Below are 23,261 nucleotides of genomic sequence, written 5' to 3' on the forward strand. Positions count from 1 at the left end.
CAAAGATTTTTTTTCATGAACTTTTGTGATAGAATAAAGGGAGTAGAAAATAGGAGTAGAAAATGGACGAATCAAAAGAGTTAAATGCTGTCATTGATGTGATCATGCTAGCTGGAACCATTCTCTTGAAAAGTGGTTCGGAGATTCATCGGGTTGAGGACACCATGATTCGCATTGCCCATTCACAGGGAATAGTAGATTGCAATGTTCTTGCCATGCCCGCAGCTATTTTCTTTTCGATTGAAAACACCAATATTTCTCGTATGAAACGGGTGACGTCATCCTCCTATAACATCGAAAAAGTCTGTGATGTCAACCAAGTATCACGAGAACTTGTGGGTGGCCAGATTGATCTTTCTACAGCTTTTCAAAAGCTGAAGGAAATCAGAAATCAAGCTCTTCCTTATAGCAGGCTCCAAGTGACTGTAGCAGCGACCCTCAGTGCCCCTTTCTTCTCGATTATGTTTGGGGGCAATGTCTATGACGCTTTTGGTGCGGCTATTGCGACCTTATTTGGTTTTGCCTTCTCTCTCTACGTAGAGAAGTTTGTCCGCATTCCTTTTGTAACGGCCTTTGCGGGTGCCTTTGTTTTTGGCTTGATTGCCCAGTTCTGGGCTCGCTATACTGGATTTCCTTCGACGGCAGACCTGATCATAGCAGGAGCCGTCATGCCCTTTGTTCCAGGGATTGCTCTGACAAATGCGGTTCGAGATATCATGACCAACCATATCAACTCTGGTATGAGCAAGATGTTTGAATCCCTGCTCATTACCCTCGCTTTAGGGGCCGGCACCTCTGTCGCCCTGGTTTTGATGACATAAGATGACTCTAACAAGTATTTTACTCCAAGCGGTGGCAAGTTTGCTCGCCATTATAAACTTTCTAATCGTACTAAATGTCCAGCGTTCCATGCTTCTGCCTGGTGGTGTTTTGGGAATGGGTGTTTGGCTCCTCTATCTCGTGCTCAAAGAACCAACCAATGTTATTGTTGCGACCTTTATCGCAGCAGTAATTGGCTCTTGCATCAGCCAGATTTTAAGTATTCTTTATAAAACCCCAGCAGTGGTTTTTGTCTTGGCCATTCTTGCCCCCTTGGTGCCAGGTTATTTATCCTATCGAACGACAGCTTTCTTTGTGACAGGCGATTACAGCCATGCTATTGCCAGCGCGACTTTGGTAGTTATGTTAGCTCTGGTCATTTCTATCGGAATGGCAAGTGGAACGGTAATTCTAAAGCTTTATCACTATATCCGAAAACAACGAGGAATCTCTTCCTAATGCAATCAAAGCAAAGACTTGATTTGGTGAATCAAGTCTTTTTTCTCTCTTTTGTCCCTATTTGTGATAAAATAGAATGAAACGATTTTTTACAATGAATGAAAAAACAGAGGTAAATATGACAATCGGTATTGATAAGATTGGTTTTGCGACCAGTCAATATGTCTTGAAATTACAAGACTTAGCAGAAGCGAGGGGAGTTGACCCCGAAAAATTTAGCAAGGGACTCTTGTTAAATGAAATTAGTATTGCGCCACTGACTGAGGACATTGTTACCTTGGCAGCTAGTGCAAGCAACTCTATTTTAACAGACAAAGAAAAAGAAGAAATCGATATGGTCATCGTGGCGACCGAGTCAGGGATTGACCAGAGTAAGGCGGCGGCGGTCTTTGTTCATGGCCTATTAGGCATTCAGCCTTTCGCTCGTAGTTTTGAAATCAAAGAAGCCTGCTATGGAGCAACAGCTGCTCTTCATTATGCTAAATTACATGTGGAAAATTCTTCAGAGTCCAAGGTTTTGGTCATTGCCAGTGATATTGCCAAGTATGGTGTGGGAACTCCTGGTGAGCCTACTCAGGGTGCTGGAAGTGTGGCGATGTTGATCACCCAAAATCCACGCATCATGGCCTTTAACAATGATAACGTTGCCCAAACGCGCGACATCATGGATTTCTGGCGTCCGAACTACTCAAGCACTCCTTATGTAAACGGCATGTACTCGACCCAACAGTATCTTGATTGCCTGACAACGACTTGGGATGAATACAAGAAACGCTATGATTGGACTATGGATGACTTTGCGGCTATCTGCTTCCACTTGCCTTATCCTAAGTTGGCCCTAAAAGGCTTGCGCAAGATGATGGACAAAACTTTGTCTAAAGAAAAACAAGATAGTTTGCAAGAAAACTTTGATAAGTCCATTCTCTACAGTCAGATGATTGGAAATATCTATACAGGTTCCCTCTTTCTCGGGCTTCTCTCTCTTTTGGAAAATGCAGAGACTTTGAAGGCTGGAGATAAAATAGCCCTCTACAGTTACGGAAGTGGCGCGGTTTCAGAGTTCTTTAGTGGTGAATTGGTCGAAGGTTATGAGGCTTACCTTGATAAGGATCGTTTGAGCAAACTCAAGCAACGTACAGCATTGTCTGTTGCAGACTATGAAAAAGTCTTCTTCGAAGAATTGCAGTTGGATGAGTCTGGTTCAGCCCAATTTGCAGGCTATGAACATCAAGACTATGCCTTGGTTGAGATTGTCGACCACCAACGCCGTTATAGCAAGGTTGAAAAATAATGAAGATAAGTTGGAATGGATTTTCTAAAAAATCATACCATGAGCGCCTTGAGTTGTTACAAGCTCAGGCGCTCCTTAGTCCTGAAAGGCAAACGAGTCTGGAGCAGGATGAACAAGTCAGCTTGGCGGTTGCAGATCAGCTGAGTGAGAATGTGGTGGGAACTTTTTCTCTGCCTTATTCGATCATTCCAGAACTTTTGGTGAATGGTCAGGACTACACAGTTCCTTATGTGACAGAAGAGCCCTCAGTGGTTGCTGCGGCCAGCTATGCCAGCAAAATCATCAAGCGAGCAGGTGGCTTTACTGCTCAAGTACATGAGCGCCAGATGATCGGTCAGGTGGCCCTTTATCAAGTTGCTGATCCTGAACAAGCGCAAGAGAAGATTGCCAGCAAGAAAGCCGAACTCTTGGAACTTGCCAATCAAGCCTATCCTTCTATCGTCAAACGTGGTGGTGGGGCGCGTGATTTGCATGTAGAGCAGATCAAAGGTGAAACAGACTTTCTCGTTGTTTATCTTCATGTCGATACCCAGGAAGCCATGGGGGCCAATATGCTCAATACCATGCTAGAAGCCTTGAAGCCAGTCTTAGAAGAACTCAGTCAGGGACAGAGCCTCATGGGGATTCTGTCCAACTACGCGACCGATTCTCTGGTGACAGCAAGCTGTCGTATCGCCTTTCGCTACTTGAGCCGACAAAAGGATGAAGCCAGAGAAATAGCAGAGAAAATAGCTTTGGCTAGCCAGTTTGCGCAGGCAGATCCTTACCGAGCAGCTACTCACAATAAAGGGATTTTTAATGGTATCGATGCCATTTTAATCGCCACGGGTAATGACTGGCGTGCTATCGAAGCTGGGGCCCATGCCTTTGCCAGTCGAGACGGGCGCTATCAAGGTCTCAGTCGATGGAGTCTAGATAGGGACACAGAAGAATTGGTCGGTGAGATGACCTTACCCGTGCCGGTAGCGACCAAGGGTGGCTCTATCGGTCTCAACCCACGTGTAGCTCTCAGTCATGAACTACTAGGAAATCCTTCTGCCAAGGAATTAGCTCAGATTATCGTTTCTATCGGTCTCGCCCAAAACTTTGCGGCCCTCAAAGCCTTGGTGAGTACGGGCATCCAGCAAGGTCACATGAAGTTACAGGCCAAATCCTTAGCTCTCCTAGCAGGTGCTAGTGAGTCTGAAGTTACTCCCCTCGTTGAGCACCTCATCGCAGATAAAACCTTTAACTTAGAGACAGCCCAGCGCTATCTCGAAAACTTAAGATCATAAAAAACTCAGACGAATTCGTCTGAGTTTTTTGTACTTAAATACTTTTTCCAGGTAATAGGGTGACTGGTAAGAAGTAACCAGTTGTCGCGACTTCCTTGCCTTCGATCTTCTGCAAGAGAAGATCAACAGTGAGTTGGGCAATCTCTTCCAAGGGTTGCTTGATGGTCGCCAGTTGAGGGTAGTAGTTTTCGATAAAGTAAGCCCCATCATAGCCGATGACTTTGAGCTCTTCAGGAACAGAGATTCCCAGTTCCTGAGCTATTTTGATAACCAAGATGGCTGTCAGATCATCTGAAGCAAAGATAGCATCTGGTTTCTGATGAGTCAAGATATTCTTGATTTCCATTTCCTTTCTGACGGGAGAAAAGTCACTCGAAACATTGATAATAGGCGCTTTTGGGAGTACAGAGGCAAAACCAGCATGACGCAGTCCAGTAGGCGAATTGGAATTGTCATTCCCTGTAATCATGATAATAGACTGGGCACCTGTCTTGACCAAGGTTTGGGCAGCGAGAACCCCGCCACCGTAGTTGTCAGAGGAGACAACAGGAATGTCTGGAGACAAGTTTCGGTCAAAGGAAATGATTGGCGCTGTTACACGATTGTAGTCTTCAATTCCCAAGTTATGACTACCAGAAATGATACCGTCGACCTGATTGGCCTCTAGCATTTCGATGTACTCCCGTTCCTTCTTAGAGTCGTGCTCGCTGTTACAGATGATGGTCTTGTATCCATTTTTAAAGAGTTGGTGTTCCAACTTATCAATCAATTCTGCATAGAAAACATTGGAAATATTTGGGAAAATTAAGCCAATCAACTTAGCTGATTTTCCTTGGAGGCTACGAGCTAAATTGTTGGGCTTATAGCCCAATTCTCTCATGGCTTCATTGACCTTGAGAATGGTTTTTTCAGACAGATAACCTTTTTTATTGATAACCCGAGAAACGGTAGTAGGGCTGACACCAGCAAGTTTTGCGACATCAGTTAGTTTTGCGACCATAATCTATTTCATAGTAGGTTCCGGTTGGGTTTCCAGATTTGATCAGGATACCATTTTGATCGGCATTCGGAAAGACGCGACCAGAAAATACTTTTTCTCCTTTATTGATAAAAATTTCAAAAACAGAATTGTCGATGAAGATGTTAGCAGTAGTAGTTTGCTTGTCGATTGGGCAAGAACGAGTGCTTCCAAATTCTTGGGCGTACTGCTCACCAGCCTGGCTACGATCCACTGTCACTTGACCATTTACAAGGTCAAAGTTGATTGAAAGTCCCTTGCCTTCTTTGTCGGCAAGTAAGACAATCTCGCTCTGGCTATTGGCTTCCAAGTTGAGCTCGAGTTCATAGCTGTTATTGGTTTGAGCACGATTTGAAAAGGGTTCTTCAGAGACACGAAGGTCCTTGATAGCTGCGACAGGGTATTGGTAGAGTTTGCCATCTTTGATAGTGAGTTCCTTGACCAATGAGAAAGTTCCTTGGTGGTCAAAACGATCAGATGGGTAGGCTACATCTGGTAGTCCAAGCCAACTAACTGCTAGAGAGCGTCCGTCTGGAGCGTTGAAGGCTTGCGTTGCATAAGCTTCGAAACCATAGTCTAGATTTTGCAATGGAGAGACATCTACCATTTTAGCATTTTCAGGATCAAAAGAAGCCCCGATTTTGTACATGTTTGGATAGATATTATCATAGTCTAGAACACTCTTATCCAATCCTTGCGGGCAGTAGAGAAGTACAGGTTGTTCACCGATAAAGACCAGATTTGGACATTCCATCATATAGGCAGTACGGTCGTTGGCAAAGTCTAGGTCACCAACTGCTTGCCAGTTGGTGTAATCATTATCTATAGCTTTGTAGAGAAGAACAAAGCCTTTTTTCTCCAAGTCCTGTCCACCCACGATAGCATAATATTGCCCCTTAAAGTTGAAAATTTGTGGGTCGCGGAAGTGGTCGGTAGAGTCTGCTGGCTGGTCAATCAAGACCTTGTCAATCTTCGAGATCTTGCCATCTTTTCCCAAAAGAGCACCAACCTGGTAAGGGTGACGAATCCAGTTTTCATCACGGACATTTCCAGTATAGAATAGGAACAACTGATCGCCAAACTGCATGGCAGATCCAGAGTAGGCCCCGTGGCTATCTAATGGAGTATCAGGCAAAACTTTGACTCCAGTTTCTGTAAAGTGCACTAAATCATCACTTTCAAGCTGCACCCAAGATTTCAAACCATGAGCTGCACCAAAGGGGAAGTTTTGGTAAAAGAGAATCCATTTACCATCAAAATAGGAAAAGCCATTTGGGTCATTGAGAAGCCCCATTTTAGGCTCGACATGGTAATGAGTATGCCATGGAGATTGTGCCATCTTTTCCTTGATTTGCTTGATTTCATCATTAGACCAGTCTTCATAGCGTCTATAACGGCGCTCAGTTGTCCATTCCATTTTATCTTTCCTCCTAAAGTTCTACTACCTTAATAGTAAACGTTTTCGACCAAAAAAGCAAGTCTTTTATGTTAAAAAATAGCAAAAAATGTCAAACGGTTGCCATAAATCAAGTAAAGGAAATCTAACAAATTTTCACGAAAAAATGAAAGAAAATGTAAATAAAAACCTTTATTCCTCAAGTTTAAAGATATTTTTTTGAGGAAAAAGAGAATTTCCCTCAAAAACGAGCAAAAATAATCAGAGGAAAAAGAAAGGGAATAAAAATTTCTGCAAAACGCTTGACATATTTTAGAAACATGATAAAATAATAGTCGTAGGGCGGATAAAATCGCTTTCAAACACTTTACAAAATTTTATATAAGGAGATTTTTGCAAATGAACAATCAGGATATTGCAAAAAAGGTCATCGAAGCCCTTGGCGGACGTGAGAATGTCAACAGTGTAGCCCACTGTGCGACTCGCCTCCGTGTGATGGTTAAAGATGAAGCGAAAATTAACAAAGATGCTATCGAGAACTTGGAAAAAGTTCAAGGTGCTTTCTTTAACTCAGGTCAATACCAAATCATCTTTGGTACTGGTACAGTAAACAAGATGTACGATGAAGTCGTAGCTCTTGGGTTGCCAACATCTTCTAAAGAAGATATGAAAGCAGAAGCTGCAAAACAAGGAAATTGGTTCCAACGTGCCATCCGTACTTTCGGTGACGTCTTCGTTCCAATCATTCCAGTTATCGTAGCAACTGGTCTCTTCATGGGTGTTCGTGGTCTCTTGACTGCTCTTGGAATGACACTTCCAGAAGATGTGACAACTTATACTCAGATCTTGACAGACACTGCCTTTATTATCTTGCCAGGTTTGGTTGTTTGGTCAACTTTCCGTGTATTCGGTGGTAACCCAGCTGTTGGTATCGTTCTTGGTATGATGCTCGTTTCTGATTCACTTCCAAATGCCTGGGCTGTTGCGTCTGGTGGTGAAGTAACTGCAATGCAGTTCTTCGGATTTATCCCAGTTGTAGGTTTGCAAGGTTCAGTTCTTCCAGCCTTCATCATCGGGGTTGTCGGAGCTAAGTTTGAAAAAGCAGTTCGTAAGGTTGTTCCAGATGTACTTGACCTCTTGGTAACACCGTTTGTAACACTCCTTGTAATGTCAATCCTTGGATTGTTTGTTATCGGACCAGTCTTTCACGTTGTTGAAAACTACATTCTCATTGGAACAAAAGCTATTCTTAACTTGCCATTCGGACTTGGTGGTTTCTTGATTGGTGGAGTTCACCAATTAATCGTCGTATCAGGTGTTCACCACATCTTCAACTTGCTTGAAGTTCAATTGCTTGCTGCTGACCACGCTAACCCATTCAACGCTATCATTACTGCAGCTATGACTGCTCAAGGTGCTGCAACTGTTGCCGTTGGTGTGAAAACTAAAAATCCTAAACTTAAAACTCTTGCTTTCCCAGCTGCTCTTTCTGCCTTCCTAGGTATTACTGAGCCTGCTATCTTCGGGGTTAACTTGCGTTTCCGTAAGCCTTTCTTCCTTTCATTGATTGCTGGTGCAGTCGGTGGTGGACTTGCTTCAATCCTTGGACTTGCTGGTACTGGTAATGGTATCACAGTCATCCCTGGTACAATGCTTTACATTGGGAATGGACAACTTCTACAATACCTTCTTATGGTAGCTGTATCCTTTGCACTTGGTTTTGCTCTTACTTACATGTTTGGTTACGAAGATGAAGTAGAAGAGGTTGCAGGAGCAATTTCTGAAGCTGAAACAGATCGTTTGACTGAAGAAGCAGTAACTGGTACTGTGATTTCACCAAGCGAAGGTGTTATCCAAACACCAATCGTTGGTGATGTCGTTGCTCTTTCAAATGTGAATGATCCAGTCTTCTCAAGTGGAGCTATGGGACAAGGTATTGCTGTAAAACCGAGTGAAGATGTTGTTTACGCACCAGCTGATGCTGAAGTGACAATTGTCTTCCCAACAGGACATGCTTATGGCCTAAGAACAGCTAACGGAGCTGAAATCTTGATCCACGTCGGTATCGATACGGTGACAATGAACGGTGAAGGCTTTGAACAAAAGGTTGCTCAAGGCGACAAGGTCAAAGCTGGTGACATTCTCGGAACCTTTGACTCAAACAAAATCGCTGCCGCAGGTCTTGACGACACAACAATGGTTATCGTAACCAACACTGCAGATTACGCTTCTGTAACACCAGTCGCAAGTGGTTCAGTTGTCAAGGGCGACGCGATCATCGAAGTGAAAGCCTAATCCTCTTCAAGAATCAAATCTAAAAACAAAACGAACAAATGACATGTTTGTTCGTTTTTGCTTGAATGGTAAGATTTACAGAGGAAAATCTAAAATATAGAGAAATCTAGACTTTCAAAATATGCTATAATAAAGAAAATAAAAACAAGAGGTTTATCATGACAAAATTATACGGAAGCTTAGAAGCAGGCGGTACAAAGTTTGTCTGTGCTGTCGGTGATGAAAACTTTAACATTGTAGAAAAAACACAATTTCCTACAACAACTCCTATCGAGACCATCGATAAAACCATTGAGTTCTTCTCAAAATTCGATAACCTTGCTGGTCTTGCTGTCGGATCATTTGGTCCAATCGATATCGACAAAAACTCCAAAACCTATGGCTTTATCACAACGACTCCAAAACCTCACTGGGCAAATGTCGACTTGCTTGGTGCCCTTCGTCGTGCTCTTAATGTACCCATGTATTTCACCACAGACGTAAACAGCTCTGCCTACGGTGAAGTAGTTGCCCGCAACAATGCTGGCGGCCGTATCGAGAACTTGGTCTACTACACAATCGGTACAGGGATCGGTGCAGGTGTTATCCAACGTGGTGAGTTTATCGGTGGTGTCGGTCACCCTGAAATGGGGCATTACTATGTAGCTAAACATCCAATGGATATTGAAAAAGAATTCAACGGTGTTTGTCCATTCCACAAGGGCTGTTTGGAAGGCTTTGCGGCTGGACCAAGTTTGGAGGCTCGTACAGGTATTCGTGGTGAAAACATCGAACTCAACAACTCTGTTTGGGACGTCCAAGCCTACTATATCGCTCAAGCTGCTGTCAACGCGACAGTGACTTTCCGACCAGACGTCATCGTCTTTGGTGGTGGGGTTATGGCCCAACAACACATGCTGGACCGTGTGCGTGAGAAATTCACAGCTCTTCTCAACGGCTACCTACCAGTACCAGACGTGCGTGACTACATCGTGACTCCAGCAGTTGCTGGAAATGGTTCTGCCACACTTGGAAACTTTGTCCTTGCTAAGAGTGTCGCAAAATAAAACAAATAAAATATCCGCTTGGGAAACCAAACGGATTTTTCTATTCTCAAAACATCTGCCAGAAGAAATCAATAATATAAGTCAAACCATAAGTGTAAACCACTAGGGTAAAGGGTTTGGTCAGAATGATGATAATCATATAGCGCTTGAAGGTCATCTTGGTCAATGCTGCCAGCATGCAGAGAAAGTCAGCTGGACTAACTGGCCAGATCATCATAAAGATAAAGAAACGCTCGAAACGATTGCCCTTATCCAACCAGCCGATGTACTTATCATAGGTGCGCTTGCTGACGACGGACTGGACAAAGGCAGCCCCGTAGAGACGCACGAGGTAAAAGATAATGGCACAGCCAATCACGATGCCGATATAGTTATAGATGGTTCCGATGATGTGGCCGTAAATAAAGACCCCAGCCACTGAGGTCAAAGCACCCGGAATGATCGGAACAACGGTTTGTAGAATCTGTAAAAAGATAAAGAGTGGTGGCCCCCAAACCCCAGCTTGCTGGATAAAGGCCGATAGGGTTTCCTTGGACTGTAACACTCCCGCCTGATAGGCCCAAATGCAGAAAATCAAGGTGCCGACTCCCCCGACGATAGATGAGATATTGATGACTTGCTGTAGAAGGGGAGAAACAGCTTTCATTTGCTTATGCTGTGACATAGAAACTCCTTATAGATAGTATGGTTCTACTATACCATATTTTTCTTATAAAGACTAATTTGATTCCTTATCTTGCTTTTTATATAAGTGTGGTACAATTAAAGGAGTAAGTCAAGAGATATAACGGTGAAAGAAATGTTAGATTTAAAATTTAAAGGAAGATGGAGAAAGTACCAAAAGGAAGTCTTAGATCGTTTTCAGAACTATCAAACAGATGGCCATGTTCACCTAGTGGCGGCACCAGGGTCCGGCAAGACCACCATTGGTATCGAGCTGATCGCTCGTTTTGGCAACCCAGCCCTTGTCTTGGTTCCAACTGTCACCATTCGTGAACAATGGGTAGATAGGATCCAAACAGCCTTTTTAGAGAATGAACAGAAGATTTCAGATCTCGTTTCCCAAAACTTAAAGGAGATGAAGGCATTAACGATTGTGACCTATCAGGCTTTTCATAGCGCTATGAACCAATTGCAATCACAAGAAGATGGAGAAGCAGAGGATTTTGTGGGGTTTGATTTGCTTGCAAGTCTAAGAGCTCAGAAAGTTGCTACTCTTTGCTTGGACGAATGCCACCACCTGCGCAATGAATGGCGGAAAAGTCTGGAAACCTTTCGCAAGCAGTATGGACAGTTGCAAGTCATCTCCCTGACAGCGACACCACCTTATGACAGCGAACCTGAACTCTGGGAACGCTATATCCGAATGTGTGGGGAAATTGACCAAGAAATCACGGTACCTGAACTAGTCAAGGAAGACACCCTCTGCCCTCATCAGGATTTTGTTTATATGTGTTCACCAACAGCTGAAGAGTCGGAACACCTCAGGCAGTTTGAAGATAGAAAGTGGGAGTATATCCATCAGCTTTTGGTCAATCCTGACTTTCAAGCTCTAGTATCAGGTTCGAAGGTACTCAAAGGAGATATTTCATCCGATGTTCTATTAGAAGACCCTAAGTACTTGTCGGCTATTTTGATCTATATGCATTCTCAGGGCTTGACCATTCCTGACTCTTTAGAGAATCTTTTGGGGGCGAAACGTCTGCCTCAGGTGAACTCCTACTGGCTCGAGCTGTTGTTGCAGAGCGTTCTCTATCAAACTCCAGATTGGTACGAGGATTCAAATGGATTTAGGGAAAAGTTAGAATCGGAGTTAAAAGCACGGGGGTTGATCGAACAGCGACAGGTTTCTCTAGTCAAGTCCAAGTCTAAGGACAAGATTTTAAATCAGTCTTTGGGGAAATTGTCTGGTATTGCAGATATTTTTCTGACTGAGTATAAGAGTATGGGACAAGATTTGCGACAACTCGTCTTGGCGGATTATATTCGCAAGGATTTTGCCACCTATCTGGGAGATAATCAGGCAACCATTTCTCAGTTGGGGGTTCTTCCTTATTTTGAAAGCATTCGTCGGAAAGCTCAGGAGCATGAGATACCTGTATCTTTGGCTGTCTTGTCAGGGAATGTCGTTATTCTTCCCACCAATGCGGCAGCAGAGTTGAAGGAACTCTTGCCTCAGGTTCATCTTAGTTTTTCGTCTATTGGTCAGTTAGACCAAGAGGATTATGTGCAGGTGGGATTTCCTAGTACGGCTAAGGGTATTGTAGGGGCGGTGACGGAACTTTTTCAACGAGGGCGGATCCAAGTCCTAGTCGGAACCAAATCTCTCCTCGGAGAGGGTTGGGATGCTCCTTGTGTTAATTCCCTAATCCTCGGAAGCTTTGTGGGGAGCTTTATGCTGAGTAACCAGATGCGGGGGCGTGCCATTCGTATCTGGCCGGGACATCCAGAAAAGACCAGTAACATCTGGCATCTGGTAGCCGTTCAAGCGCAAGCGCTCATCACTCTTCCTGGTGAGGAGCCAAGACCAGAGAGCAATCAGGATCTGCAAACTTTGTCTCGTCGTATGGAACATTTTCTTGGACTGGCCTATAATCAGGAGAGTATTGAGACCGGTTTGGATCGTTTGGATTTTCCAAAGCCCCCTTTTAAGAAAAAGCAAATCAGAGAGTATAACGAACGGATTAAGATGTTATCCAAGGATCGAGCAGGTTTGCGCAAAAAATGGTACGATTCTCTCGTAGTGGCAGATCAATTTGAGATTGTCACTGAAGTCGCAACCCAAAAACAGAAGATCCCAGTCATGCTCTTGCTTGATGCATTAAAATGGGTTCGCATGTCATTGCTGCTGTTAGCAGTGGATTTATTGGTTTTGTTGTTTAGAATGAGACTGACTGGAGTTTGGTGGCTTACAGCAGCTTGTCTCCTCTTTTTGGCCTTTGCATCTTGGCGCTACCTCTGCTATAAGAGTCCCTATAAACGTTTGCAATCTCTGGGTGAGCAGATCCGAAAGGCTTTGCTAGATTCGGGGCATCTAACGGACGATCAATCCCGTGTTCAGGTAGAGGAGGACAAGGAAAAATATATGGTTTTCGCCTATCTCAAGGGAGGAAGCATGAGGGACAAGGAGCTGTTTGCGCAGACTGTAGGAGAGTTCTTTGCTCCAGTGGACAATCAGCGCTATCTCTTGAAGGCAGAGAAAGTCCAACAAGGTCAGTCACCTTACTATGTCGTGCCTAGTCTTTTTGACAAGCGCAAGGAGGAGGCACAGAAATTCCTCGACTTCTTAACGCCAATTATCGGACACTATCAGCTCGTCTACACACGGACAGAGGCTGGACGGAAAACCCTTCTTGAAGCTCGTATCCAAGCTCTCTCTAACAAAAATGACCGTATCTTGACTAAGAAGAAGGTTAAAAGCCAGTTGGAGTAGGGGAGGTAAAATATACCCCTCTAGAAAATAAAAAAGCAAAGGGAGAAAATATGGCAGATACAATTTTAATTTTAGGTAATGGCTTTGATATTGCAATGGGGCGAAAAACAAAGTATACAGATTTTATTGACTTTGAAAAACAATTATTCTCTAATCCAAATGAGGAGTTACTGGAGTTCCTAAAAGTTAAAAATATAAGGATTGAGAAATACAAGGATAATTTATATTTAAAATTTATCAATGAGAATAAAGCTACTCTAGGAGATAATTGGTCTAATCTTGAAATAATGATTTCGCAACTTGCAGATGCAATAATGTATTTCAAAGAAAATAATGATTTAATATTCAAAGTTACTATTACAGGACAAACTGGGTTACTGGAAGAGAAATTATCAAAAGAAAAAAATTATAGGTCAAAATTATATATTTCAGATTTGTTTTTTTCACTCTTTCATAAAAAAGGCTGGGGTTCTTTAGAAAGAGAAGTTGCATTGGATAAATTAAATAACGAATTTATCAGACAACTTGATTTACTAATTGAACTATTAGAAATCTATCTGTCGTATTTGGATTATATAGATTTTGAGGTTCGAGGGATTGAAACAAGTCCAACAGCCCTAGATGCGATATCGGATTTATCAAATTCCTCTGTTCTAAATTTTAATTATACCAACACATCAGGTAATCTTTACGGAACTTCTGAGAAGAAAACTCATTTTATACATGGTCGAATTAATTTAGATAGAACTTTCAGTCGCATCAATACTATGGTCTTTGGAATTGAGGACAAAGAAAATGATGTCAACAGTGATTTGATTCCTTATCAGAAGTATTACCAAAGAGTTGTTAAAGAGACTGGAAGTAAATTCGAAGATTTTTTTAAACGAACTTTCTATGATATAGGTGACGCATTCGGTACTCAGTTTCCAAATTCAAAGAATATCATTGTTTTTGGTCACTCGGTTGATCCATTGGATAAAGAAATATTCCAAAAATGTTTTGAATTAGCAGAAAATGGAAAGTATGATTATAGATTTATTTTCACTTATTTTGATGAGCTAGCAAAACGATCGATTATTAAGAATCTCGCAATCATCCTTGGTAAAGAAAAACTGATAGAGTTAACAGGTAAACGGAATGTTGTATTTGTAAAGAGTGATGATAAGGACCGTATGAACAAAGAGCTACTACCTTAATAAAGTTAAGAATAGTTTATAGCCCACTCGCTCTAGTCAGGTCGAGTGGTTTTTCTTGAAATATGATAAAATAGAAAAGATAATACATTAATTAAGGAAAGTAAAAATGGCAAGTAAAGAAAATGCAGAACGCAAGGAACTGCATCGTAAAATTTGGGCGATTGCTGATGATGTTCGTGGGGCTGTAGACGGTTGGGATTTTAAGCAATATATCCTAGGGATCCTTTTCTATCGCTTTATTTCAGAGCATATGGCAGATTATTTTGACCGTGCTGAGCATGAGGCTGGGGATTTAGAATTCCGTTATGCTGACTTAAGTGACCATGAAGCTGAGCAAGATTTTAAACCAGGGACAGTTGAGGATAAGGGATTCTTTATCCTTCCAAGTCAATTATTTGAAAATGTCGTCAAGAACGCCTCGCAAAATGAAAATCTAAACGAAGAATTAGCCAATATTTTTCAAGCTATTGAGAAGTCAGCGATTGGGTTCAAATCAGAAGATGATATCAAAGGTTTGTTTGATAACTTGGATACACGAAGCAATATCCTTGGTGGAACTGTTCCAGAAAAAAATAAGCGCCTATCTGATATCCTAAATGGTATCAATAGCATTAACTTTGGCAACTTTGAGGAAAATGACATTGATGCCTTTGGGGACGCCTATGAGTTCTTGATTTCCAACTATGCCAGTAATGCAGGAAAAAGTGGTGGCGAATTTTTCACACCTCAGACAGTTTCTAAATTACTAGCTCGTTTGGTAATGGTTGGTAAGGATAAGATTAACAAAGTCTATGACCCAACATGTGGTTCAGGCTCTCTCCTTCTTCAAATGAAAAAACAATACGAAGACCATATCTTGGAGGATGGTTTCTTTGGTCAGGAAATCAATATGACCAACTACAACTTGGCTCGTATGAATATGTTCTTACACAATATCAACTACAACAACTTTGATATTAAGCGAGGAGATACCCTTTTAAATCCTCAGCATTTGGAAGAAAAGCCATTTGATGCTATTGTTTCTAACCCTCCGTACTCTGTCAAATGGGTGGGAGATGGAGACCCGACTCTGATAAATGATGACCGTTTTGCGCCAGCAGGGAAACTAGCACCCAAGTCAAAAGCTGATTTTGCCTTTATCATGCATAGTCTTAACCACTTGTCAAATAAAGGTCGGGCGGCAATTGTTTGTTTCCCAGGCATTTTCTATCGTGGTGGTGCTGAAAAGACCATTCGTCAGTATCTGGTAGATAACAACTTTGTTGAAGCGGTTATTGCCCTTCCAGATAATCTCTTCTTTGGTACTTCTATCGCGACTACGATCTTAGTTCTGGCGAAGAATAAACTTGAAAATAAAACCCTCTTTATTGATGCGAGTAAAGAATTCAAAAAAGAGACTAATAACAATGTTTTGACAGATAGCAATATTGAGCATATTGTTGAATTGTTCACTAACTATCAAAGTGTAGACTATAAAGCAGCTCTTGTTGATAATGAGGTGATTGGCTCAGAGCAAGACTACAATCTATCTGTGTCAACTTATGTCGAACCAGAAGATACACGTGAGAAGATTGATATTGATGAGCTCAATAAAGAAATCGCTGAGACTGTTGCCAAGATTGATCACTTGCGTGCAGAGATAGATAAGATTGTAGAGGAGCTTAGCCATGGCGAATGATGTGATTCTCTATAGAACTGATGACGGGGAGTCCGCTATTGAACTTCACTTGGATGATGGAACAGTTTGGCTGACCCAACAAGAACTAGCTGAGCTTTTTCAAACTTCCAAGCAAAATATTAGCAAACATATCAAGGCTATTTTTGAAGATGGTGAGTTGGATGAAACAGTGGTTGTCAACTATCAGTTGACAACCACTCGTCACGGTGCAATAGCTGGTAAAACTCAGTCAAAAAAAGTCGCCTACTATAATCTCGATATGATTTTGGCGATTGGCTATCGTGTGCGCTCCCCTCGTGGAGTCCAGTTTAGACACTATGCTTCGACAGTCTTAAAAGAGTATCTGATTAAAGGCTTTGCTATGGATGATGAGCGCTTGAAAAACTTGGGTGGAAGCTCTTACTTTAAAGAACTCCTGGAAAGAATCCGAGACATCCGCTCTAGTGAAAAAGTCTTTTACCGTCAGATTTTAGATCTTTTCGCTACATCTAGTGACTACAATGCAAACTCGCAAGAGGCAAAGAAATTCTTTGCGACGGTTCAAAACAAGATGCATTATGCCATTCACCACAATACTGCGAGTGAACTTATCTATAACCGTGTTGATAGTGAAAAGGAGTTTATGGGCTTAACCACTTTTAAGGGAGACCTTCCTACTCTATCTGAAGCAAAAGTTGCCAAGAACTATCTGACAGAGAAGGAACTCCGTGGGCTTAATCAGCTTGTATCAGGATATCTAGACTTTGCTGAAAGACAGGCAGAGCGAGAAGAAGTCATGACCATGGCTGATTGGGTGGCTCATGTGGATCGTATTCTTCAGGCTACTGGAGAAGACTTGCTGGACAATAGTGGCTCCATCTCTCGTGAACAGATGAAGCAGAAGGTGGATAAGGAATATAAGAGCTACCAAGCCAAGACCCTCAGTCAAGTTGAAAAAGATTACCTCAAGGAAATCAAAAGCATTGAAAATCTAGCCAAGGAAGGAGGTAAGTGATGAATATCCTAGAAGAAATTCAAAACTGTTCCGTTGAGTGGAAAGAGTTGGGGGAAGTGTGTGAAATAGAAACAGGTAAATTGAATGCCAATGAATCTGTCGAAGATGGGAAGTATCCTTTTTTTACAACAGCAAAAGAAATAAGTCGAATAAATTCTTTTCGGTGGAATACAGAGGCATTATTGATTGCTGGAAATGCAAATGTTGGAGATGTTAAGTATTATTCAGGGAAATTTGAAGCATATCAAAGAACATATGTTTTGACAAATTTCTCACATAATGTGAAAGCTCGATTTTTGTTACACATTATCAAACAGGGGCTAAAATCTTATTTAGAGAATAATACAAATAAGGCGGCTATGTCTTACATTGTCATTTCAACTTTAAAATCATTTCCTATTCCTATCCCACCACTAGAAATTCAAGAAAAAATAGTGCAAATACTTGACAAAATGACGGAGTATGTTACAGAATTGACCTCAGAATTGACCTCACGTAAAAAGCAATATTCTTTTTATAGAGATAAACTGTTATCTTTTGAAGACGAGGTTTATCAGGTTGAGTGGAAGACTCTTTCGGAAATAGCAAAAGTTTTTGGTCGAGGGAAATCGAAACATAGGCCTAGAAATGATGCAAGGTTATATGGCGGTGATATCCCGTTCATACAGACTGGAGATATAAGAGGTGCAGGGAAGTGGATTGAGAACTTTTCTAAAACTTATAGTGATTTTGGATTAGAACAAAGTAAGAAGTGGGAAAAGGGAACATTATGTATCACAATTGCTGCTAATATAGCGGAAACTGGATTATTAGGATTTGATGCATGTTTCCCTGATAGTATTATAGGCTTTGTTGCAAATCCAGAATTTGCCATTACAGAATATGTTTACTACTATTTAAATTCAATAAAAGATCATCTTGCAAATAAGAGTTATGGAAGTGCACAGGATAATCTTAACTTAGCTATATTTTCATCATTGAAAATCCCGGTTCCTTCTCTCGAAATTCAATCTCGTATTGTTGAAGTTCTAGACAACTTTGATACGATATGTAATGATTTATATATCGGACTCCCCAAGGAGATTGAATTACGCCAAAAACAATATGAATATTGGAGAAAAATGATGTTCAATTTTAATAAAAAAGGTGACAGTATACTATGACAGAATTCAAAACATTGGAAAGCCTTGCGGCTAATCTCATTTCAAAAAAATCAAAGAGTTCCCTTCTATATGCTTTTAATGGAAGTGGAAAAACTAGACTATCTATGGCTGTTAAGGAAAAATTGGATAGCGATGAACTTGGTCAAATTCAGGATATGGAGATAGACAAAAAGAAAATTTTTTATTTTAATGCATTTACAGAAGATTTATTTTCTTGGGATAATGATTTGCAAGATGATTGGGATAGAAAATTAAATATAAATCTGGATTCAACATTTTTGAAGTATATTCTTGAAGATCAGGGAAAGGAAAATGAGATTATTAATTTATTTCAAGATTACCTTGGGATTTTTCCAGAAGGAAATGCTTTGAGAGCTAAACAGCAAATTATTTTACCAAGTTTCCAAGATGACTTTACGACAGTTAAATTTTCAAAAACTTATACTGCCAAAAATGGAAATGGTGAAGATGAAAGAATTACAGAGGATAATATAAAAATTTCTAAAGGAGAAGAAAATAGTTTTATCTGGAGTATTTTCTACACTTTTCTAAATGAAGTTATTCAAAGTAAGAATGCTCAGGACTCTTTCCCAAATTTAAAGTATATTTTTATAGATGATCCTGTTTCCTCTTTAGATGATAGAAAAATAATTGAAATGGCTGTTGATTTAGCTAGTTTAATAAAGGAAAGTAAGTTTGAAAAAACAACTGAAACCGTTCATGAATCTAGTGGTTTAAAATTTATTATCACAACTCATCATCCACTATTTTTTAACGTGTTATTTAATGAATTAAAAGGTGATTCATGTAGTAGATTTGTACTTGAACACAAGTTGGATTTGACTACTGGTGATGAAACTTATCATTTGAAAGAGACCTCTGATTCTCCGTTTGCTTACCACTTGAAGGTTATAGATATAATAGATGAAGCTATTAAAGTGAATCAATTAGAAAAATATCACTATAATTTATTAAGATCACTTTTTGAAAAAACTTCTACTTTTTTAGGATATAAATCATGGGAAGAAATTATACCTGAAAGTGAAAAAGATAAGGTTCATAGAAGATACTTAAATTTATTTAGTCATGATAAACAATCGGTTGAAGAGTTTCCCGATATTACAGAAGATGATAAAGAACAATTTAAAGTGATCTACAAGAAGTTTATTGAGAAATACTATTTCAATAAAGATATTAGTCATTTGCACTAGAATATACAAAGAATACCGAGGAAGCATGCTATGGTTGATTATTCAAAAGTACATGAAGTAATTGCGGAAACAAATGAAGGGATTCTCTTGGCTGAGTATCAACCAGAGTATCGTACGGATAGAGAGTATCAGTCAGAGGCTGATCTAGAAAATCAGTTGATTTCCGATTTAGTACATCATCTCAACTACGAACGATTGGATATTCACACACCTGCAGAGCTTTTAGCAAATGCCAAAGTTCAGATTGAAAAACTAAATAAGATAACCTTTACGGATGCTGAGTGGAGTCGCTTTGTAGTGGAGTATCTGGACTGTCCCAATGAGGATTTGGTTGAAAAAACACGAAAAATCCAAGAAAATCATATTTACGACTTTGTCTTTGATGATGGGCGGATTAAAAATATTTTCATCCTTGATAAGAAAAACATTCACAATAACAGCATGCAGGTCATCAACCAAGTGACGCAAGTGGGGAGTCATACCAATCGTTATGATGTCACCATCTTGGTAAATGGACTTCCTTTAGTTCAGATTGAATTAAAGAGACGTGGAGTTCGTCTGCAAGAAGCCTTTAATCAGCTTCACCGTTATAGTAAGGAAAGTTTCAATAGCGAGAATTCTTTGTATAAGTATATTCAGATTTTTGTTATTTCCAATGGCACTTATACACGCTACTTTGCAAATACGACAGCCCAGAATAAAAATCATTATGAGTTCACCTGTGAATGGGCAGACCGTAAAAATAAAACAATTCATGACCTAGAAGACTTTACTGTTACCTTCTTGAGCAAGCGAGTCCTTTTGGAGGTATTGACTAAATATTGTGTTTTTGATGTTGATAATACCTTGCTCATCATGCGTCCTTATCAGATAGCAGCTACTGAGAGTATCATACGCAAGATTCATTCATCTAATGAGATGAAGAACTTTGGCACTATCAATGCCTGTGGCTATATCTGGCATACGACGGGTTCAGGGAAAACCTTGACCAGCTTTAAAACGGCTCGTTTGGCAACAGAGTTGGACTATATTGACAAAGTGATTTTTGTGGTAGATAGAAAAGATTTGGACTATCAAACTATGAAGGAATATCAAAAATTCCAACCAAATTCAGTCAATGGTAGTAACAATACAAAAGAGCTCCAACGAAGTATTGAAGAAAATGATGGGAAAATTGTTGTCACAACCATTCAAAAGTTAAATAAGTTTATCACAGCAAATCCAAATCATGAAATCTATGCTAAAAAATGTGTTTTAATCTTTGATGAGTGTCATCGATCTCAGTTTGGGAAGGCACAGAAGCGCATTAAAAAATCCTTTAAACAGTACGCCTTATTTGGATTTACAGGGACACCGATTTTCCCAGAAAATAGTTTAACGGGTGAAACGACACAGGAAGTTTTTGGAGAACAACTTCATAACTACGTTATCACAGATGCTATTCGAGATAAAAAAGTGTTGAAGTTCAAGGTTGACTATAACTATATCAAACCTGAAATCAATAAATATAGAGAAGCAGAAAAAGTAGTTGGTCGAGAGCTTGATGAGAAGAAACTCAAAAAGATGGAGAAGGAACTCCTTTTGCATCCAGAACGGATAGTAACCATCACAGAGTACCTGTTGAGAGTTTATAATGATAAAACGCATCGAAATCAACACTATACTCATAAGCAAAAACAACTAGCAGGATTTAACGCCATGCTAGCTGTACAAAGTATTGAAGCTGCAAAACTATACTATGAAGAACTCCAACGGCAACAGGCAGCTTTACCAGAAGCTAAGCGTTTGAAAGTTGCTACTATCTTTAGCTTTGCGCCAAACGAAGAACAGTCGGCTTATGGTGAAATTCAAGACGAAGAGCTAGAACCTCAAGATACAGCTATGCCTCTATCTTCTAAAGAGTTCCTTTCTAGAGCAATTGACGACTATAATCAAATGTTCAAGACCAACTTCTCAACCGATGGGAAAGAGTTTCAAAATTACTATCGTGACCTTTCTAAGAGAGTTAAGTCTAAAGAAGTGGATTTGCTGATTGTAGTGGGTATGTTCTTGACGGGATTTGATGCTCCAACTATGAATACTCTCTTTGTCGACAAAAATCTACGTTATCATGGCTTGATTCAGGCATTCTCGAGAACCAATCGGATTTTTAATAAGGTTAAACCTTTTGGAAATATTGTTTGTTTCCGTGATTTAGAAAAGGCTACACAAGAAGCTATTAAGACTTTTGGAGACACAAATAAGCTTGAAATTATTTTAGAAAAAAGCTTTAGTGAATACATGGATGGTTTCGTGGATCAAGTAACGGGTATCGAGGTCAAAGGATATGCAGCAGTCTGTCAGGAAATTCTTGAGAAATTCCCGAATCCGCAAGAAATTGAAACAGAGCATGAGAAAAAAGAGTTTGTTAAGTTATTTGGTGAGTTGTTGAAGCTTGATAATGTCCTTCGAAATTATGATGAATTCCAAGAAATCGATAAACCTATTTCAGAAGGTTATCTTCAGGATTTAAGAAGCGCCTATGTGGAACTTCGAGATGAATTCTTAAACCTTAAAAACTATGAAAAGAGAAAAGATTTAGAGGTTGACCTTTCAGATGTTGAATTTGAAATTGAACTCTTAAAAACAGATGAGATCAACCTAGACTATATTCTGGCATTGATTGTTGAAAAATCGAAGAATTCTGAGTCTAAAGAAGCAATGAAAGCAGAAGTTAGTCGTGTGATTCGTTCTAGTATTGATATTCGTGCCAAAGAAGAGTTGGTAATCGGGTTTATCAATGACACCGATTTGCAAAAATTGAAAGACCATGATGGGATTATCAATGCTTTCTACGAATATGGTAAGGAGCGCAAGAAAATTGCGATTCACGACCTAGCTGAGGCTGAGAAGCTTGTAGCTGATTATCAACTATTCATCGACAAATCAATTCAACGAGGTTATGCTGAAAATAGTGGGACTGATTTGGATTCGATTATTCCACCAACTTCTCGTAGACAGGGAGCGCGTGAACGGAAAAAGCAAGAAGTTTTACGTAAGATTCAGTTGTTAGTAGAGACTTATTCAGGTATTTAAGGATTTATCGAACAAGGCTTGTTAGAAAAATCAGGTTCTACAAAAAACACTCTTTATTCGCTCATTTTTAAGGTACAAAATTGTTTCCATATTTCCTGGAAACGGATAGAAAGTAAGGAGAAATATGGAACAAACTAACCAAAAATCCCAGTGTCAACAACTCTGGGCTAGAAACAAATACCTCGTTTTGAGCCATTCCAGCAATATTTACAATGACATTCGCCAGTATCTAAAGAAAGAAGTGGTAGAGCTGAGTCAGGTTCAAGAGATGATTGACCGTGCCTGTCAAATCCCAGAGCATAGGGGTCAGGTTTGCAATGCCTTTCAGCATATTTGGGGCTATTTCAAAAAGAAAGCGACAGATGCCGAGCGTAAGGACTATATGCTCTTGCTGGATCGCTACCGCTTTGGTCAGGCTTCCAAGGAAGACTTGATCGCTAAGACTCGAGACTTGCTGGATCGCTATCCCAATACCTACTTGCAACATTCGACCTTACTGAAAGGAGACTCCCATGAGACTTTGGCATGAGGATTTGATTTCACAACTTCCCCGTCCACAACTTTTAGGGCAACATCGAGAGTGCTGTGCCCTGCGTGGCAATGGCTGGGGCAGAAAGCATGCGACGGTGGACTATGTCTTTACCCACTCGCCCTATCGTCTCTATGCCTATCATCGCTTGATCATGGAGGAGATGGCTGGCCGTGGCTACAATGTCAGTCCAGAATGGCTGGACAAGAACTACCGTGGCAAAATCTGCCCTCCTTATCAAGACTTGCCTGAGGAAAAGTTGGGCAATCCCGTCTATAGTGAGCATGATGCAGAATACTATGAGGAGTGTCTGGCTAATCTCCGAGAGAAGGGGATAGAGCTGGAGTAAGGATTATCTCTGATTTATAACTATTCTCGTCATTT

General features: G+C 40.5%; 18 protein-coding genes. 15 read left to right on the forward strand and 3 right to left on the reverse strand.

Annotated features, from left to right (window positions below; all coding sequences use genetic code 11):
* Positions 1–62: 62 nt before the first annotated feature.
* The 4 genes from K1I53_RS04030 (at position 63) to K1I53_RS04045 (ending at position 3,843) form a co-directional block, all read left to right on the forward strand.
* On the forward strand, positions 63–821 hold the full coding sequence (locus tag K1I53_RS04030) for a threonine/serine exporter family protein (RefSeq protein WP_223328488.1): 759 nt from the start codon (positions 63–65) through the stop codon (positions 819–821).
* 1 nt (position 822) lies between these two features.
* Complete coding sequence (locus K1I53_RS04035; protein WP_223328489.1) at positions 823–1,278, forward strand: threonine/serine exporter family protein; 456 nt, start codon at positions 823–825, stop codon at positions 1,276–1,278.
* A 118-nt stretch (positions 1,279–1,396) separates the two neighbouring features.
* Positions 1,397–2,569, forward strand: coding sequence for a hydroxymethylglutaryl-CoA synthase (locus tag K1I53_RS04040; protein WP_223328624.1), 1,173 nt, complete (start codon positions 1,397–1,399; stop codon positions 2,567–2,569).
* On the forward strand, positions 2,569–3,843 hold the full coding sequence (locus K1I53_RS04045) for a hydroxymethylglutaryl-CoA reductase, degradative (protein WP_084881458.1): 1,275 nt from the start codon (positions 2,569–2,571) through the stop codon (positions 3,841–3,843). Before K1I53_RS04040 ends, K1I53_RS04045 begins: the two co-directional genes overlap by 1 nt.
* A gap of 34 nt (positions 3,844–3,877) precedes the next feature.
* Here K1I53_RS04045 and K1I53_RS04050 read toward each other — a convergent pair whose 3' ends face one another.
* Together K1I53_RS04050 and K1I53_RS04055 are read right to left on the reverse strand one after the other, a co-directional pair.
* Complete coding sequence (locus tag K1I53_RS04050; RefSeq protein WP_223328490.1) at positions 3,878–4,843, reverse strand: LacI family DNA-binding transcriptional regulator; 966 nt, start codon at positions 4,841–4,843, stop codon at positions 3,878–3,880.
* Positions 4,824–6,278, reverse strand: a complete 1,455-nt coding sequence (locus tag K1I53_RS04055) for a sucrose-6-phosphate hydrolase (protein WP_223328491.1) — start codon at positions 6,276–6,278, stop codon at positions 4,824–4,826. Before K1I53_RS04055 ends, K1I53_RS04050 begins: the two co-directional genes overlap by 20 nt.
* 378 nt (positions 6,279–6,656) lie before the next feature.
* Between K1I53_RS04055 and K1I53_RS04060 the strand changes: the two genes are divergently transcribed.
* Positions 6,657–8,552, forward strand: a complete 1,896-nt coding sequence (locus tag K1I53_RS04060; protein ID WP_001064504.1) for a sucrose-specific PTS transporter subunit IIBC — start codon at positions 6,657–6,659, stop codon at positions 8,550–8,552.
* A 158-nt stretch (positions 8,553–8,710) separates the two neighbouring features.
* The gene (gene scrK, locus K1I53_RS04065) at positions 8,711–9,598 is read left to right on the forward strand and encodes a fructokinase ScrK (RefSeq protein ID WP_000164281.1); all 888 of its coding nucleotides are present in this window, start codon (positions 8,711–8,713) and stop codon (positions 9,596–9,598) included.
* Positions 9,599–9,644: 46 nt separating this feature from the next.
* Here scrK and K1I53_RS04070 read toward each other — a convergent pair whose 3' ends face one another.
* Complete coding sequence (locus K1I53_RS04070) at positions 9,645–10,262, reverse strand: TVP38/TMEM64 family protein (RefSeq protein ID WP_000077675.1); 618 nt, start codon at positions 10,260–10,262, stop codon at positions 9,645–9,647.
* A 135-nt stretch (positions 10,263–10,397) separates the two neighbouring features.
* Between K1I53_RS04070 and K1I53_RS04075 the strand changes: the two genes are divergently transcribed.
* The 9 genes from K1I53_RS04075 to K1I53_RS04115 all read left to right on the forward strand — a co-directional run bounded on the left by K1I53_RS04075 (position 10,398) and on the right by K1I53_RS04115 (position 23,226).
* Entirely contained in the window at positions 10,398–13,031 is a 2,634-nt protein-coding gene (locus K1I53_RS04075) for a DEAD/DEAH box helicase family protein (RefSeq protein WP_223328492.1), read from the forward strand.
* A gap of 50 nt (positions 13,032–13,081) precedes the next feature.
* On the forward strand, positions 13,082–14,227 hold the full coding sequence (locus tag K1I53_RS04080) for an AbiH family protein (RefSeq protein ID WP_223328493.1): 1,146 nt from the start codon (positions 13,082–13,084) through the stop codon (positions 14,225–14,227).
* Between the two features lie 106 nt (positions 14,228–14,333).
* On the forward strand, positions 14,334–15,905 hold the full coding sequence (locus K1I53_RS04085) for a type I restriction-modification system subunit M (protein ID WP_223328494.1): 1,572 nt from the start codon (positions 14,334–14,336) through the stop codon (positions 15,903–15,905).
* A complete protein-coding gene (locus K1I53_RS04090) occupies positions 15,895–16,899 on the forward strand; it encodes a virulence RhuM family protein (RefSeq protein ID WP_223328495.1) in 1,005 nt (334 codons plus the stop codon). Before K1I53_RS04085 ends, K1I53_RS04090 begins: the two co-directional genes overlap by 11 nt.
* Positions 16,899–18,062 carry a restriction endonuclease subunit S gene (locus K1I53_RS04095; protein ID WP_223328496.1) on the forward strand — a complete coding sequence of 388 codons (1,164 nt, stop codon included), beginning with the start codon at positions 16,899–16,901 and terminating at the stop codon, positions 18,060–18,062. The genes K1I53_RS04090 and K1I53_RS04095 overlap by 1 nt, the downstream gene beginning before the upstream one ends.
* Positions 18,059–19,273: an anticodon nuclease gene (locus K1I53_RS04100; RefSeq protein ID WP_223328497.1), complete on the forward strand. Its 1,215-nt coding sequence runs from the start codon at positions 18,059–18,061 to the stop codon at positions 19,271–19,273. Before K1I53_RS04095 ends, K1I53_RS04100 begins: the two co-directional genes overlap by 4 nt.
* A 30-nt stretch (positions 19,274–19,303) precedes the next feature.
* A complete protein-coding gene (locus K1I53_RS04105; RefSeq protein WP_223328498.1) occupies positions 19,304–22,348 on the forward strand; it encodes a type I restriction endonuclease subunit R in 3,045 nt (1,014 codons plus the stop codon).
* Between the two features lie 124 nt (positions 22,349–22,472).
* Positions 22,473–22,877 carry a YbgA family protein gene (locus tag K1I53_RS04110; RefSeq protein ID WP_223328499.1) on the forward strand — a complete coding sequence of 135 codons (405 nt, stop codon included), beginning with the start codon at positions 22,473–22,475 and terminating at the stop codon, positions 22,875–22,877.
* The gene (locus tag K1I53_RS04115; protein ID WP_223328500.1) at positions 22,861–23,226 is read left to right on the forward strand and encodes a TIGR02328 family protein; all 366 of its coding nucleotides are present in this window, start codon (positions 22,861–22,863) and stop codon (positions 23,224–23,226) included. Before K1I53_RS04110 ends, K1I53_RS04115 begins: the two co-directional genes overlap by 17 nt.
* The last annotated feature ends 35 nt before the right edge of the window (positions 23,227–23,261 follow it).

Source organism: Streptococcus oralis (assembly GCF_019929365.1).
Lineage (GTDB): Bacteria > Bacillota > Bacilli > Lactobacillales > Streptococcaceae > Streptococcus > Streptococcus oralis_BT.

Coding starts and splice junctions, on each gene's coding strand:
- K1I53_RS04030 (WP_223328488.1), top strand. CDS start 63: ATGGACGAATCAAAAGAGTTAAATGCTGTCATTGATGTGATCATGCTA.
- K1I53_RS04035 (WP_223328489.1), top strand. CDS start 823: ATGACTCTAACAAGTATTTTACTCCAAGCGGTGGCAAGTTTGCTCGCC.
- K1I53_RS04040 (WP_223328624.1), top strand. CDS start 1,397: ATGACAATCGGTATTGATAAGATTGGTTTTGCGACCAGTCAATATGTC.
- K1I53_RS04045 (WP_084881458.1), top strand. CDS start 2,569: ATGAAGATAAGTTGGAATGGATTTTCTAAAAAATCATACCATGAGCGC.
- K1I53_RS04050 (WP_223328490.1), bottom strand. CDS start 4,843: ATGGTCGCAAAACTAACTGATGTCGCAAAACTTGCTGGTGTCAGCCCT.
- K1I53_RS04055 (WP_223328491.1), bottom strand. CDS start 6,278: ATGGAATGGACAACTGAGCGCCGTTATAGACGCTATGAAGACTGGTCT.
- K1I53_RS04060 (WP_001064504.1), top strand. CDS start 6,657: ATGAACAATCAGGATATTGCAAAAAAGGTCATCGAAGCCCTTGGCGGA.
- scrK (WP_000164281.1), top strand. CDS start 8,711: ATGACAAAATTATACGGAAGCTTAGAAGCAGGCGGTACAAAGTTTGTC.
- K1I53_RS04070 (WP_000077675.1), bottom strand. CDS start 10,262: ATGTCACAGCATAAGCAAATGAAAGCTGTTTCTCCCCTTCTACAGCAA.
- K1I53_RS04075 (WP_223328492.1), top strand. CDS start 10,398: ATGTTAGATTTAAAATTTAAAGGAAGATGGAGAAAGTACCAAAAGGAA.
- K1I53_RS04080 (WP_223328493.1), top strand. CDS start 13,082: ATGGCAGATACAATTTTAATTTTAGGTAATGGCTTTGATATTGCAATG.
- K1I53_RS04085 (WP_223328494.1), top strand. CDS start 14,334: ATGGCAAGTAAAGAAAATGCAGAACGCAAGGAACTGCATCGTAAAATT.
- K1I53_RS04090 (WP_223328495.1), top strand. CDS start 15,895: ATGGCGAATGATGTGATTCTCTATAGAACTGATGACGGGGAGTCCGCT.
- K1I53_RS04095 (WP_223328496.1), top strand. CDS start 16,899: ATGAATATCCTAGAAGAAATTCAAAACTGTTCCGTTGAGTGGAAAGAG.
- K1I53_RS04100 (WP_223328497.1), top strand. CDS start 18,059: ATGACAGAATTCAAAACATTGGAAAGCCTTGCGGCTAATCTCATTTCA.
- K1I53_RS04105 (WP_223328498.1), top strand. CDS start 19,304: ATGGTTGATTATTCAAAAGTACATGAAGTAATTGCGGAAACAAATGAA.
- K1I53_RS04110 (WP_223328499.1), top strand. CDS start 22,473: ATGGAACAAACTAACCAAAAATCCCAGTGTCAACAACTCTGGGCTAGA.
- K1I53_RS04115 (WP_223328500.1), top strand. CDS start 22,861: ATGAGACTTTGGCATGAGGATTTGATTTCACAACTTCCCCGTCCACAA.